The following is a 15,389-nucleotide window of genomic DNA, read 5'->3' as shown; positions in this document are numbered from 1 at the left end:
TATAGATGGACGTGATTCAAGTCAAAGAAAAGGCACTCCTAAGAGTGCCTTTTCTTTGACTATTTTATATGTGCGAACGCTTTCAAAATTATTGGATATAAATTGATGTACGCATTGTATTAAATGGTGAATTTATAGATGTCTTTTGGTACTCAAACGTTCCTTGTTGGTGTCCAGAAGCATCCCATTTATAATACCAGCCAACGATTGGTCTTCCGCCAATTATAGTGGAATCAATACTTTTTACATTAGAACCATTCATTTTAGCAAATGGGTTTTGGCCATAGCCCATTTCTTTCGTTGTAATATATAAGTATTTTCCCCCGTGGTTACGCGATGTGCTGAAGCTGTTCTGATTAATTGTTTCTACCCCGCCTAGCTCAGACTCTACTTGTACGACGTTTAGTGAAGTAAGTGGTGCTGCTGGTCCAGCTGAAGCTTCTGTTGCCATTCCTAACCCGACGAACGCTGTGATTGCTAACGATGAAATCCCTAGTGCTGCTTTTTTAAACATAAAAAACATCCCCTTCCATCTATTGTTTTCTCTTTCATCTTCAATATAATCCTAATAACCTTATATGTAAATAGATTGTAGCTGTATAAATATTAGTGCGAATATTCTATTATATATTTCTACAATTCTATTACTCAATATGAATGATTTACAGTGCAAAACGAAATACACATTACAAATTGATTCTATTATTTTCATTATTAACTAGCGTATACCGAATTTAAACCATATGAACCATTGTCACTATTTTTTTGGTTCATAAACAGATGCCTATATTTCTTGTTACTGCATAATAATGTTACATCAAACTGATGTAAGTACACATAGAAACAATAAAAAGAGAGCATATTTTAAAAGATTTATTAAAACATGCTCTCTTTTTATTAATTTGAATGAATCTTTCAGTAAAAAAGTACATTGATTTGTATCCTTTATGTAACAGAAATAATCGTTTTAAAAATCTTGTTTTTATGCTTTTTCCTATTATTCTTAAAGATAATTTATTGAATATTTTTATTGTATTCTAATTGATTTTGAATTCCTGATCTATCAATTTGAATCCAATACTCTGAAATTTTCCCGTTTTCTATTCTATACACTGCACTTGCTATTTGAATTATAGGGAGACCTGTAGGTTCATACCCATCTATTTCTCCTATGTGTGTACCTACTTGTTTCCAGCGTACATATACTTTACTATCTTGTACTAATAATTCTTGAATTTCTAAAGAGAAATTCCCATATACTTCAACCATCTCTCTTACATGCTCAGCGTAATCTTTTGGCGATCTATATACTGTTTGTTCCTCTTCAGATATAACTTGATGTGCCAATACTTTATCTGCCATATATCGATTTGAAAAATCCGGATTACTCCCTGAACGCACTTCTTTAAAGAAATTTCTGATAATTATTTCTGGTTTCATTAAACATCCCCCTTAAAAATAAATCCAATACTAATAACCCCTGAATGTATCGGATAAGTGTTATATTTTCATTCTCACTCTTTCTCAATAAGTATGTCAAGTTTGAAGTATTGACATTAAAAATTGTAAATTTGCATAGGGTTAGCTGAGCAATGGTTTAAAAATGCAATATTACTAAGTTCGATGGAGATATGTCGAGATCCCATTTTGTTTTAATTAAATAAAAAACCCGTGAATAATTCACGGGTTTTATTTTAATAACTAATTGCTATTGTACCTTCACCTGCATGAACCGCAAATGAAATTGGTAATGGATATAATTTGAAATCCATTTCAGGGAATGCTTGTCTAATATCTGCAATCCATTCCTCGGCTCCATCTTTATCATTAGCATGGAACATGTGAAGTACTTTTGGTAATTCTTTTTCAAGTTCATTTTTAATATATTCTCGACATTTTTGGATTTTACGAACTTTCTTTTCAAGTAAAAGCTCTCCACCTTTTACTTCTAATATTAAGTTAACACTTAATAAACTTCCAAGTAAAAATTGAATGCCCTTTACACGACCACTTGCATAAAGGCCTTTTAAACTTTTCGGGAATACGTGGAAAGGTCTTCTTTTTTCATCTACTAATGTTTTGTGTATATCTTGTAAAGTCATACCATCATTGTATAACGATTTCGCTTTTCTAATTAGTTCATCCATTGGATAACTTGTTGTTTCACTGTCTAATACCGTTAATGGAAAACCTGCCATTTCTGCAGCTAGCTTCATATTTTGATAGGTTCCACTTACTTTTCCGCTAATAGCAACTGCAAATCCTTCTTCATATTCTTCTTTGCATTTCGTAAATAACTCTACCATTTCCCCAATATTAGGTTGTGAAGTAGTGACTGTTTTACCTTCGTTTAACGCATTATAAACACGTTCACGTACACCTTCTTCACAATCTTTGTACGACATTCCATCAATAATAACTTCGATTGGGATAACAAAGTTATCTCCTTCTGTTTTTAAATTCGCAGTTGTACTATCAGTAATCCAAGCAACACGCTTCATGTTGTTCCTCCCTTAATTCAATTCCTCTTTTCTAATTTTTCTATATATTTATGTTATAAAAAGAGAATATCCCTGTAATAGTAACAGGACTTTATTGTTTTGGCTATAGTAGATGTATATTAAATGTGACTATTTCTTGTCTATTTCACAAATAAAAAAGAAAATCAAGGAATTTGCTCGATTTTCTTCTTATCATATACTATTTAAAAGTTTCATTATCTAAAATTACAACATAATCATTCGTTAATCTTCCAGCTTCTTTTGTATAACTAACAAGCCTTTGTATATTATCACAGCAAATTTTTGCTCCCCATACGAGTAACGGTACGCCAATAAAATCGATATGGAACCTTCTAGAAAACAGACCACCAAAAGTCATTGGTAAAGGTACAGTTGGTGATGTATTAGAAAAAATAATTTTTTCATGACTTTGATAATGTTTTTGCAAGATTTCTCCTAAATGCTTCATCGCAGGTACAACAACTTTTGATGCGCCACATCCAATCGTATATACAGGATGACCATGTTCATCAATTCCATGAAAAATAATTTTTCCCATATCTTCTGTTTTCAATTTATTAAAGTAATCTACATTCAAAATTTCTTCTTTCGTTAACTTACGATCCGTTGGTAATTTATTTAAATGATACGCTGCAGCAAGTGAAGTTGTATGAGTACCGCCGAAGTCTGTGTAAATGTATATCATATTATCATCCCTTGTTGTAAAAGTTCAATGTTAATTAGTATTACCGTTCTTAGCAATGTTAAACAAGGGGTGAATGTATTTACGCTTTTTGTGTTAATTCATTATATTTTTTCCAAATATAATAACGTCTACTAATCACGGTGCCTAATGTAATACATAAAAAGGCGTTTGTTACAACCATTAATGTCTGGTGTGTACTACCAGAAAACATACTTTGTTTAATTATAATTTTTGCTCCTAAAATAACAAGAAGGATTATTGTACTTACCCAATTTCCTTTTCGTAGTACATGACCTGTTTCACTATCTACTCGAAATGTTAAAGCTCTTCCTCGTATAATTCCAAGACCTAAGCCGATTCCAAGCATTACAACAAACAGTAGTCCTTGCAGCAAAGTTATTTTTCCCATATGAATAATGGACTGGATTGTTACAAAGCACAACAAAGCCGGAATGAGCCAAATACGGTTTATTTTCACTTTTCGTTCTTTACTTTGCATCAAAACAATAATAAGAACAACAAGTAAAATATCCATTTAGAATCCTCCTATAAACTTGTTTATCTTTAAAAATTATATTCTCCTCTTTTCATTCCATACTTGAAATACGATAGCTACTTTCAAGTGTAAGATGGAAAATGTGATTTCTCATCAGCCTTAAGCATTATTTATAAAAATAAAAAGACGTACTTTTTACTCGTACGCCTTTAATAACTCGTTTAAACTCCTATTTATCAACTAATTCCACACCTTTAGAATTAGTTTTACCCAACACTCGAATGTTAAATTTATTAATGGCTTTTAAAAAGATATTATAAATAGAATATCCAATAATAGAACCTATAACATTACAGATCACATCATCAATATCAGTAATACGTCCCACTCCACTAAATAAAGACTGAATTAATTGTAGCAATTCAATACTAACTGATATAGTAAATCCCAATAAAATAGTATTTTTGAACTTTTTATATTTATCCCATAAAATTGGTGCTAAAAATCCTAAAGGCATTAATAATAAAATATTCCCGCCTACATTTCTTACAATTAGACCAATCATAAATAGGGCATCCCCATCATAAGCACTACCAATTTGATTGATGTCTTTAATAATTGATGTAAATGGAATTATATTGACCGAGCGATTCAGATTTTCAATATTAGAAGGAAAACCGATTGGTAAAGGGAATAAAGTTACTGCAACAACCATACAAATGTAGACCACGAATAAAAAACTTATTATTTCTTTCCACCAAATCATATGTTTTTTATTTTTTGTACCAATTAATATTCCACGTACAATTAAATAACAAATAACCCCTAAAATAATAAACAAACTACCGTTGATCATATACAAATTGTTAACACATCCTTTCATATGAATTAATAATTTAAATTTACAATTATATAGTAATGTTTTTTAATTTAAAAATCCATATAAACATATGTAATTGTGCAGAATTACAAAAACCCCTTATTTAATAAATAAAGGGGTCCTCGTTAACTAAAATATTTTTCAGAACAGAAACAATCATAAACCCGTTTAAATTATTTTCGTATCTCTTCTTTTATATCCATATAATTAAAAAGCTCTTTCTATTTCTGTCATTAATTTTTCAGGTCCTGCCCCTTTATTCGATGGAATAACTAAAGTGATTCCTAATTCTGGATATATGGCCGAGCGAAAACTGACGCCTGGATCATATCCCATTACATGATATTTAAATACCTTGTTTTCTCGTGTTTCAATCCATATTCCATATCCGTAAGACTGTTTATCATTTACATGAATGTGGGGAGTTAAAAGTAACTTTGTATATTCCTTTCCTAAAATTTCATTATTAAATAGTGCCGCCCAAAATTTCAACATGTCTGGTGCAGTAACATATGCACCTCCATCAGCCCCTCCTTTTATTGGTATAGCGTAAGCGTTTGTTCTCCAATTTTGGTTGGTTTCGTCCTTTATATACCCTAGAGCTGTATGTCTTGGTAATTTATCTAACGAAAAATAGCCAGAATCATTCATGCCAATCGAATTAAAAATGTTTGTTTCTATATACTCCGTAAATTTAAGTCCCGTCTGTTCTTCTATTATTAATCCAAGTATGATAAAACCTGCGTTGTTGTAGTAAAACTTACTCCCAGGTGCAAACATCATATTACTGTTTTGGAATAATGGTAAAAAGTCTTTTAAGCTCTTTAATAGATACATAGGTGTTTGTTTCCAAAGATCCTCGAAGTTATCCATAATACTTTCATCAAAATAATCTGGTATACCAGAGCTATGCGTTAGTAGTTGATGTATTGTAATATCTTCATCGAAGTTTGGAAGTTTTATCTCTAGACAATCCTTTAATTTTGTATGAAAAGAAATAACACCTTTTTCAACAAGTTGACAGATTCCAATTGCAGTAAAAATTTTACATCCTGAGGCAATGCCGAATCTTGTTTGTATCGTATTGTTTATACATTCACTTTTGTTTGCGTAACCCATTGCTTTTTCATAGATTATGTCTTTTTCTTTTTTTACTAAAACTACCCCAGAGAAATCTATTTTCTTTTGTATTTCTTTTACAATTTTATTAATTTCATCTTTTGTTTTTATCACAACAACCACCCTTATCTTTCGGTATTGTTCTTTCCCCTTATTAAATACGATAAATTGTTAATGAGAACACAAAGTTCATTTCGAATGTATTCCGCTATTTGTGGGCAGTAGGACCCTCATCTCAAAATTCAGCGAAAGCAAAGAAGTTAAGTGGGGACCCTGCTGCCCGTAAAAGTCCGATTGGTGAGGGCTGATAATCAGTGGGGGATGCCCCCTGATTAAAGTTTCACTTTATTGATTCAGTAGAATACAACTTAGATTGTGATGGGAATAAAGTAAACACACACAAGACGATAGTAATAAATAACATGATCAATGAGACTACAATAACTACAAGTTGTATAGAAATGAACTGAGTCGCAACACCAGATAATATTGTAATAAAGATTGTTACTAACGTAATAACAAGTCCATATATACTTCCGATCCGTCCCATTATATGAACGGGAACGTTATTTTGGTAAAACGTATAAAATCCTGTATTTGCATATGCCATAGAGAAAGATAAAATAAAGAATCCAATAGCAGCTATTAAAAATATATTTGAAAAAGCATAAATTAAATAACCAATTGCGATGAATAATGATCCTATTCCAATTAGAAATGAATGTGCTAATTTCTTTGACAAAATTGTATTTGTTATGGCACCTAAAATAAATCCTGCACCAGCTATACTAACTAGAAAACCATATTCACTATCTGTTAGTAGTAATACCTCTTTCGCAAACGATAGTTCAAGTGAATCAGTAGCAGTTGCTAATACGAACATACTTTGAAATAAGAAATACACACATACGACATACACATGTTTTCTACTAAAATTTATAACAGTGTTCCAATCTTTTTTTAATACTGTAAGAGATAATGTATTACTTGTTGTATCCGAAGCTTCTTTCTTATCAAGATTAGGTAAAAGTAATGTAATGAATCCTGATAAGAGAAATGCTATAGCATTCATATATATAGCAAACTCTGGTGTACCTGCAATTAATAATCCCCCCGCTACTGCTGGTCCAATTAATGATGCACCAGATCCTATTAAAGTACGTAATGAGTTGAAACGTTGTCTTTGCTCTACTGGAATTAATTTCGTCATATACGTCATAGCAGTTGGCTCATAAATTGCACTGGCCATACTTATAAAGAATACGAATACATAAACAATCCAAAGTGACGGAAGTAAAGGTAAAATAGCGATAAATAACGCACGATATATATCGAGGTGAATCATTAATTTCCGTTTATTTAAACGATCAATCATACTCCCAGACCAAGCGTTTGTAAATAAAGTGGCTAATGGTTTTATTACATATAAAGTAGCGACAGCTAAGGCTAAGCCACCCATATGATAGACAAGTACATTCAGTGCTATTAAGTAAATCCATGCCCCTAAATTCGCAATACCAACACCGGACAGTAGTAATAAAGGATATTTCCAATCTTTAAGAAAATTTTTCATTTTTGGCCCCCGCTTTCAAAATTGTTTTACAACAATAAAAAAATCCCACCCCCAAGACTTTTAATCTTAGGGACGAGATTTATCATCGCGGTGCCACCCTAGTTTGTTAATATGTCACCATACTAACCTTATCAGGTACTGCATTCTAATTCATGCTTATACCATAGCTCTATAACGGGAGCTCCCGTCACACCATCCCCTAATAATAGGTTCCGATGTGCTGCTCAGAGGCTTGGTTCAATAAAGAATTTTTACTCCTTTTCAGCTACATGGAGCTCTCTGTGAAAAATTCATTTTATTTACTCTTCTCTTCACTACATTTATTTTTTCCATATTATCACATATAAATTTAACTGTAAATAAACAATAATCAGATATTTAACAACGTGTCACTGTTAGTTCTTTTATTTATTATTTTTTCTAAAAATTACGGTGCGTGAAATTACTCGCAACTCTAAAGAAAGAGCTATTTGCATATAGCTCTTTCCAAATGCCTGGATTAATTCGTATTCGCCTCTGTTAACGGTTGTAACGGCGGTTCTAATTCTAGTTCTAGTGTATCTCCTTCTTTTAAATCTTGTCCTTTTTCAATACTTTGACTCGTTACATAACCCGTACCAGAAGTTTTCAAATCTAATTTCAAAAGTTTAGAGAAATACATAACATCACGCATGGACCACCCTTTTACATTTGGCATTTGTGCGTTATTCCCTAATAAAAATATCCGATCACCTTCACTTATTACCTCGCCAGACTGTGGATATTGTTTTATTATTTTTCCTTCTCCTAAAATTACCGGCTGTAGCTTCTCTTTTTCTACACTTTTCTCTATTGTATCCATCGATTGATTTACATAATTTTGTACTTTTAATTGAGATTGTTTCGCTGCATCAGCTATTTGTTTTTCTGTATACGGTTTCACCTTTAAATATTCAAGGCTGTTTTTTATAACAGGTTTAAATATTTCAGCAAGAGGCTGAGCTCCATACTCATCTCCTTTTAACTTTGGCTGCTTAATAGCTAAGTATACGATTAACTCCGGATCGTCAATTGGAGCCATTCCTAAAAAGGAGAAAATGTAATTCTCTTTCCCTTCCATATATCGGCCATTTTCAGGATTCGGGATTTGTGCTGTTCCTGTCTTACCTCCAATTGGATAACCATCCACCTTATACATTGTACCAGTTCCTTTTGAAGATGTTATAACACGCTCCATTAAGCTTCTAACCTTGTCCGCTGTTTCTTTTTTTATCGGATTCCCAATTTCTTTCGGTTGATTTTCCATAATAACTTCTTTGTTTGTTGGATTTACAACTTTATCAACGATATATGGTTGCATCATTTTCCCGTCATTTGCTATAGCAGTAGCCGCTTGGATTAATTGAATCGGAGTTACTGTAGAACCTTGACCGAAAGAAGTTGTAACCTGTTGAATTTGTGTATTTAATAATAAAGTATTTTTCCTTTCTCCAGGTAAATCTATCCCTGTTTTTTGATTGAATCCAAATTTATTCATATATTGCTTAAATTTATTTGGTTTCAGTAACTGATCTTCTAAAATAGAAAAAGCTACGTTTGATGACCTTTCAAATCCTTCATCAAATGTAATTGATCCCCATCCAAATCCACCATTATGGTCTTTTATATCAGATGAACCAACGGAATATTTTCCAGATTGAAAATATTCTTTTCCGTTATATACACCTTCATTAATGGCAGCTGCTAATGTAAAAACTTTCATTGTTGAACCTGGTTCATATGCATTTGCAATCGGGTCATTTAAAAAGTATTCGATATCACCTACATTAGGATTGTAACTAGGTTTACTAGACATCGCTAAAACCTTTCCTGTTTTTGGATCAGCAATAATGCCAATTAACATAGAAGGATCATAATGTTCTTGCGCTTTGTTCATCGCTTCTTCTAAAAAACTATTAATTTGTTTATCAAGCGTTAAATATACGTTATTCCCATTTTTAGCTGGTTCTACTTTACCTATATCATTTGTAAGCGGAATTCCCCTTCGTGTACCCACATATTCTATATTTCCGTTTGTAGAGCGCAAATATTTATCCAAACTCTTTTCAAGCCCAAACTTCCCTTCCGTATTCCCTTTATCATCTGGTCTAGCAAAACCAAGTATATAGGATGCAAAGTCTTCATTCGGATACACTCTTGCTTTTTCCGACATAAAAGATACACCTGGTATTTTTAAATTATTAATTTTTTCTTTCGTTTCCCTAGATAAATTCCGACCAATTTTTCCAATTTCAACTTGTGTACGCCCTTCATGAAAGTTTTTTAATACTTCTTCTTTATCAATTCCAAGCGCATCGGCTAATTGTTGTGCGGTTTCATCTTTATTTTTCACTTTATCTTTTCCTTTTAAATTCACAACAACTCGATACGTTGTAGAATCTTGTACTAACACCTTTCCGGTTTGATCATAGATAGTGCCACGATTCGCTTCTAAAACACCTTTTTTATTATGTTGTTCATTCGCGAGATCCTTTACATTCACATTATGCACGACTCCTATTGCCTGAATGTAGAATATACGCAAAATCATAATAAGAAACAAAACAATAAAAGCAATCATCATATATCGAGCGCCTTTATTCGTTTGGAGTTTTTGCATACTTATCTCCTCTCTTTTGGAATGGATTCGTACGAAGATCCGTTTTTAAATTTGTAGTTTTTGTTTGCAATACTATATGTTTCGAAGTTTTCTTTTTAATTCCTTTAAAACAATGCGAAACTGACTATTGTTATTTTGTGTTATTATTTTATATATTTAAAATACGGTGCGTGAAATTTCAGAATATTAATTAGTACAACTTGATTACAGAGCACTCTAAACTCTTTTCGTATTTCCTATAAAAAAATTCCCCTCTGGATGTCCAAAGGGGAACTTTTTATAGGAAAATTATGCGATATGGTTATATTTCGCTAAGAAAGGAATTCGTCTCGCTACTAATGCATACATTTTGAATACAAGTTTCGCTATTGGTTCAAACATACGTGTACTTTGCATTACTAAAGCACTCGTAATAAGTGTTAAGAATGCTGCACCAAGTATATCTAAAGGATAATGAACACCTACGTACATACGTGATATACCGACTAGTACTGCCCATAATAGCGCGATATATTTCAGTTTTTCTCCTCTAAGAATAAATACGAAGGCGATTGAAAATACAAGTACAGAATGATCACTAACGAATGATGAATCTGCTGCATGTGGTACTAATTGATGTACATCATGTGATACGAACGGACGTGGATGGTAATATACCGCGTGTATAAGAACATTTACTAATAATGCAATAATAACCGAAAGCGTCGTATATAAAACTGTATATTGTTTTCTAATTGCCTTTTCTTTCTTTCCATTATTAAACCATAAGATAAACATAAATAGAACGGCTACGTATGCAGCGCTATTTGTAATAGCAATCATTAACGTATCTAATAGTTTGGATGAATCAGCAAAATTATTAAACCACTGAAATACTGTGTAATTCATTAAACTCTCTCCTTACATACAAGTGTTCGTGATTTACACAGTATACAATACCATTATGAAAATAGGCTTAAACTTTTTTCATCTAATTCTCATTTTACTATTACTCATGTGACAATTATAAAACAAATTTTATACGCTATTTATGTATAAAGCCGGTAAGCCTTTATAATAAGGCGGTTCGTATTTTTTTCATGTTTGAAATACATAACATATTCATTTAAATATACTAATTGCAAAATCATATTTTTTAATTCATTTGAAGTACAATATTTCCGAATTGTTCCCCATGTTCCATACGGCTTAGTGCACTAATTGCTTCTTCTAACGAGTAAACCTTATCAATAATTGGTTTAATTTGATATTTTTCAATAAACTTTATCATCTCATTAAATTCCTCACGGCTACCCATGGATGTTCCCATAATATCAATTTGATTATAAAATAATGCGCGTAATGGTAATTCAATTGTATCTCCTGAGCTTGCACCAAAATTCACGATTCTTCCATTTGGTTTTAATACATCAAAATATTTCAAGAAAGTTGCCGGGCCTATACTATCTATTATTAAATCTACTTTTTCACCTTGTAAGCTCTCTTCCCAATTTCCGGTACTATTAAAAGAAATATCTGCACCATATTTTTCAGCAAGTTCCCTTTTATTCTCTACCCTTGAAGTAACACTCACTTTTGCGCCGATTGCTTTCGCGAATAACATGGCAAATGTAGCTACACCACCTCCTATTCCCGGAATTAAAACATGTTCACCGCACTTCAATCTACCCTTTGTAAAAAGCGCTCTATATGCAGTTAATGCGGATAAAGATAAAACACCTGATTCTTCCCAAGTAAGATATGACGGCTTTTCTACTACATTTTCAGCTGGTACAATTACATATTCAGCAAACGTTCCATCTTTTGGTCCACCTAGCACTTCCGGTAACTCCGGTACTTCAGTAGCATGTTCCCATCCAATACTAGGATTAATAATAACTTCTGTATGTAGTGTAATATTTGAAACTCCTTCTCCTATTTCTGTAACAATTCCTGATCCATCTGACCCTATTACTAATGGTAGATCCATTTCTTTTCTATTATTTATAATAAATAAATCCCTATGATTTAATCCTGCAGCTTTTAACTTGACTTTTACTTCACCTGCATTAGGACTTATCTCAGGTAGAAATTTATATTCTAACCCCTCTAATCCTTTTTCATATTGATGTACAATAGCTTTCATTGCTTAATTCCCCCTTAATATTTCCAATGTACTAGAAATATCAAAATAAATAAAATAGTTTGCCTCCAATAATTAGAAATTATATATTTTGACATGAAAAAAATCCCCTCCCTATAAAAAGTATAGGAAGAGGTTTCAAAACTAGTTAGATAGGAATCTATAAATTCATTGAGTTCTAGCCAATTCTAATATTTTTCGAATAAACGGCGCTTTCGCCTTTGTATATGAGACACGATCAAAAGCATATGTAATAGCAAGCATCTCTTTTAATTCTCTATATTCTTTACGTGCCCATTCATGCCTTATTAGAAAGTCACGAAATAAAATATTGTTTCTCCACTCATCACTATTATAAATATAAATATGCAAATGATGAGTACCCGCTCTCCATTTTCCCTTTCTAAAAAAACGCCAATTGGTTGTATCTTTTGGAACATATTCATATCCAATTTCCGATAGAACTTCAATCCAGTTTTCAGTAATTTGTAAGTCTGTTACGCCAATCATCATATCAATAAGAGGTTTAGCTCCTAATCCTTCTACTGCTGTGCTTCCTATATGTTCAACAGCAATTATTTCTTGTCCTAACAAGGAACAGAATTTCTCTTTTTCTTTTATATACTCTTCAACCCAGTCTTTTTGATATGCTTTAATAACAATTTGTTGATCCATTGTATTCACCTCTTTATAAGTGTTTATCATTATATTTATAAAATTTTATATTATTAGCATAGGATTTCCATAAAATATGTCGAATAGTGGAATGTACAACATAATTATATTAAATGTGAGGTAATCTATGAAAGATAATTCCGTGGAAATTCAGTTAAATAACGTAACATTCCAATTAAAAGAATATCATAATTTTGATTGGCTTATTAAATTAGGAACCGTATTTGCAGTTTTTGACCAGCAAGACTCAGGTAATATAAGTTTTGGTGTAGAAAAAGATGGGCATAAGAAATTTATCAAATACGCAGGAGCACAAACAATTGCATTTGAAGGAACAACGGGTCACGCTATTAAAAGGCTAAAAAATTCAGTTACTATCTATGAAGATTTAAAGCATGAATCGCTCATAAGACTAATTGATCATTTTCCAGTCCAATCTGGATATGTATTAATTTTCGATTGGTTTGATGGTGAATGTCTTCATTCGCATTGGAGTTTCCCACCTCCTGAGAAATATAAAAATCCAAACTCTCCATTTTATAAATTTAGACATTTATCTGCTATAGAACGAATTCATTCCTTACATTCCCTTTTTTCTTTCCATACTTATGTAGAAAAGAAAAACTATGTAGCAATAGATTTTTATGACGGTAGTATTTTATATAATTTTAATACAAACGAAACAAAAATTTGTGATATAGATTTATACAGTAAGAAACCTTACATAAATAAAATGGGCCGGCTATGGGGTTCCTCCCGTTTTATGTCACCAGAGGAATTTGAACTAAACGCAACAATTGATGAAAGAACAAATGTATTTAATATGGGAGCAATGGCTTTCTCACTTTTAGGCGGTGAAAAAGATCGTTCTTTTATAAAATGGGAAGCAAGTAAGGAATTATATGAGGTAGCGTATCGTGCTGTAAATAACAATCGAGCAGAACGGTATGCATCAGTTACAGAATTCTACGAAGCGTGGTTAAAAGTGGCTAATGCAGAAAATATATAACCTTAAATTATTAAAAGAAATATAGAGTTTATACTATAATCATGTATAATACATATGAAAAGGAAATTCAGAATAACGAGGCAAATATTATGGACTTTGTTTATATTAATCAAAACGTATTAAATAATCTTCTATACATTTTATGTAGTATATTTGTTTTTTATTTCATATATGATAGCAGGCATTATTTGAAAAAATACAAAATATTACTGATTACCCTTTGTTCTAGTATCCCGCTTATTTTATGTATGCGATACCCTATCTATATGGATGAAAGTTGTATTCATGATTTAAGACAAATTCCGGTCATAATAGGTACGCTTTATGGTGGATTCCCTGTCGGTATCATATTGTTTACAATTTTATTAATTACAAGATTTATATTTTATGGCTTTAATATGCTGACAGTCGTTGTTTACGGAATAATGTTCATCGTTACAGCACTCGCATCTTCAAAATTTAATACATATAATAGAAAGCTTAAAGTAGCTTTTTCCATGTTTTTAACCTTTTTCCTAGCAATATTTACAACTGTAATTGTATTAACTTTATCAGATTTTGAAGTGAATAATTTGTATATTATTTATTTCATGGTATTACCGACTACTTTAATGTTATTTATTGTTTATATAAATGAAGTTATAAAAGATGCTGTATTAATGCGCTCAAAATTAATTAAAATGGAAAAAATGGAGATTGTTAGCCAACTCGCTGCAAGTATATCGCACGAAGTAAGGAATCCTTTAACGGTTGTAAAAGGATTTACACAGCTTTTAAAAACACCAAATTTAACTCCTGAATCAAGAGACGAATATATTAAACATATACTTGAAGAGTTAAATCGTGCCCAAGAAATTATCGATGATTACTTAACGTTTGCCAAACCTGCTCCAGAAAAATTAGATCAAATTTCAGTAAAGCAAGAGTTAAATCGAGTTATTAATATGATATTGCCATTGTGTAATATGAATACGATACATATTACACAGGATTTTTCTGAGGCAACCATTGTTGGTAATAAACAGCACTTTCAACAATGTTTTTTAAACTTAATAAAAAACAGTATTGAAGCAATGCCGAATGGTGGTACCTTAAATATTTCCTCATCTATCAATAATAGTAAAGTTGAAATACGAATTGAAGATAGCGGAGTTGGAATGTCACAGGAGCAAATACATCGATTCGGTGAACCGTATTTTAGTACAAAAACAAAAGGAACTGGTTTAGGTACGATGGTTGCTGTTAAAATTATTGAGACGATGCATGGAAGTTTAAAAATCCGAAGTATCGTTAGTAAAGGAACGACTTTAACGATTACGTTCCCGAAATATAGTGAGAATACGCATTTAAACAAATAAAAAAGGAGCATAGTTGCTCCTTTTTTATTTGTTTCGATACATAAGTATCTTCAATGTTTTTTTAGTTTACATTTGTGAAGACTAATTAAAAATTAGTATCCTCCGCCCCAGCAGCTGCATCCTACAATTATTAATAGAATGAATAACACAACTAGTAAAGCGAAACCTCCACCAAAACCACAAGAACCACCGTAACTCATATTTTCTCCTCCTTTTGGTTTGAAAACTAATAGGTAGTTGATCATTTTAACTGGTTCGTATTATACATTATGTATATATCCCTTTTTTGAGCATGTCTACATAAAAATAAGT

Annotated in this window: 15 protein-coding genes and 1 other annotated feature; of the genes, 2 read left to right on the top strand and 13 right to left on the bottom strand. The window is 31.8% G+C overall.

The window, feature by feature from the left end; genetic code table 11:
* Positions 1-88: 88 nt before the first annotated feature.
* From IBT51_RS11635 to IBT51_RS11580, 12 genes are all read right to left on the bottom strand, one after another.
* On the bottom strand, positions 89-514 hold the full coding sequence (locus tag IBT51_RS11635; RefSeq protein ID WP_000472917.1) for a DUF4879 domain-containing protein: 426 nt from the start codon (positions 512-514) through the stop codon (positions 89-91).
* Between the two features lie 500 nt (positions 515-1,014).
* A complete protein-coding gene (locus IBT51_RS11630; RefSeq protein WP_053564321.1) occupies positions 1,015-1,440 on the bottom strand; it encodes an ester cyclase in 426 nt (141 codons plus the stop codon).
* 254 nt (positions 1,441-1,694) lie between these two features.
* The gene (locus tag IBT51_RS11625; RefSeq protein ID WP_000831926.1) at positions 1,695-2,501 is read right to left on the bottom strand and encodes a DegV family protein; all 807 of its coding nucleotides are present in this window, start codon (positions 2,499-2,501) and stop codon (positions 1,695-1,697) included.
* A gap of 199 nt (positions 2,502-2,700) precedes the next feature.
* Positions 2,701-3,207, bottom strand: a complete 507-nt coding sequence (locus IBT51_RS11620; protein ID WP_000639421.1) for a DUF3189 family protein — start codon at positions 3,205-3,207, stop codon at positions 2,701-2,703.
* A 79-nt stretch (positions 3,208-3,286) separates the two neighbouring features.
* Positions 3,287-3,742, bottom strand: coding sequence for a CcdC protein domain-containing protein (locus IBT51_RS11615; RefSeq protein WP_200458296.1), 456 nt, complete (start codon positions 3,740-3,742; stop codon positions 3,287-3,289).
* A 190-nt stretch (positions 3,743-3,932) separates the two neighbouring features.
* Complete coding sequence (locus IBT51_RS11610) at positions 3,933-4,565, bottom strand: VanZ family protein (protein ID WP_071732183.1); 633 nt, start codon at positions 4,563-4,565, stop codon at positions 3,933-3,935.
* Positions 4,566-4,790: 225 nt separating this feature from the next.
* Positions 4,791-5,816 (bottom strand): serine hydrolase, encoded by a 1,026-nt coding sequence (locus IBT51_RS11605; RefSeq protein ID WP_200458297.1) that lies wholly within the window; start codon positions 5,814-5,816, stop codon positions 4,791-4,793.
* A 226-nt stretch (positions 5,817-6,042) separates the two neighbouring features.
* Complete coding sequence (locus tag IBT51_RS11600) at positions 6,043-7,275, bottom strand: MFS transporter (RefSeq protein WP_200458298.1); 1,233 nt, start codon at positions 7,273-7,275, stop codon at positions 6,043-6,045.
* A 65-nt stretch (positions 7,276-7,340) separates the two neighbouring features.
* Positions 7,341-7,599 (bottom strand) — a binding site (T-box leader).
* Positions 7,600-7,774: 175 nt separating this feature from the next.
* Positions 7,775-9,913: a penicillin-binding protein gene (locus IBT51_RS11595; RefSeq protein ID WP_200458299.1), complete on the bottom strand. Its 2,139-nt coding sequence runs from the start codon at positions 9,911-9,913 to the stop codon at positions 7,775-7,777.
* Between the two features lie 288 nt (positions 9,914-10,201).
* Positions 10,202-10,801: an undecaprenyl-diphosphatase gene (locus tag IBT51_RS11590; protein ID WP_001110124.1), complete on the bottom strand. Its 600-nt coding sequence runs from the start codon at positions 10,799-10,801 to the stop codon at positions 10,202-10,204.
* 247 nt (positions 10,802-11,048) lie between these two features.
* Positions 11,049-12,038, bottom strand: a complete 990-nt coding sequence (locus IBT51_RS11585) for a zinc-binding dehydrogenase (protein ID WP_053564327.1) — start codon at positions 12,036-12,038, stop codon at positions 11,049-11,051.
* 165 nt (positions 12,039-12,203) lie between these two features.
* The gene (locus IBT51_RS11580; RefSeq protein ID WP_053564328.1) at positions 12,204-12,710 is read right to left on the bottom strand and encodes a GrpB family protein; all 507 of its coding nucleotides are present in this window, start codon (positions 12,708-12,710) and stop codon (positions 12,204-12,206) included.
* A 127-nt stretch (positions 12,711-12,837) separates the two neighbouring features.
* Here IBT51_RS11580 and IBT51_RS11575 point away from each other — a divergent pair, with 127 nt between their 5' ends.
* Both IBT51_RS11575 and IBT51_RS11570 read left to right on the top strand, forming a co-directional pair.
* Positions 12,838-13,719 (top strand): serine/threonine protein kinase, encoded by an 882-nt coding sequence (locus IBT51_RS11575; protein WP_200458300.1) that lies wholly within the window; start codon positions 12,838-12,840, stop codon positions 13,717-13,719.
* A gap of 89 nt (positions 13,720-13,808) precedes the next feature.
* On the top strand, positions 13,809-15,077 hold the full coding sequence (locus tag IBT51_RS11570; protein WP_053564335.1) for a sensor histidine kinase: 1,269 nt from the start codon (positions 13,809-13,811) through the stop codon (positions 15,075-15,077).
* 92 nt (positions 15,078-15,169) lie between these two features.
* Here the strand turns inward: IBT51_RS11570 and IBT51_RS11565 are convergent, their stop codons facing one another.
* Complete coding sequence (locus IBT51_RS11565) at positions 15,170-15,277, bottom strand: YjcZ family sporulation protein (RefSeq protein ID WP_000120182.1); 108 nt, start codon at positions 15,275-15,277, stop codon at positions 15,170-15,172.
* Between the last annotated feature and the right edge of the window lie 112 nt (positions 15,278-15,389).

The organism is Bacillus sp. S71, from assembly GCF_016625265.1.
Lineage (GTDB): Bacteria > Bacillota > Bacilli > Bacillales > Bacillaceae_G > Bacillus_A > Bacillus_A cereus.
The sequence above is the reverse complement of the archived record's forward strand: the minus strand, read 5'-3'. Positions and strand labels throughout refer to the sequence as shown.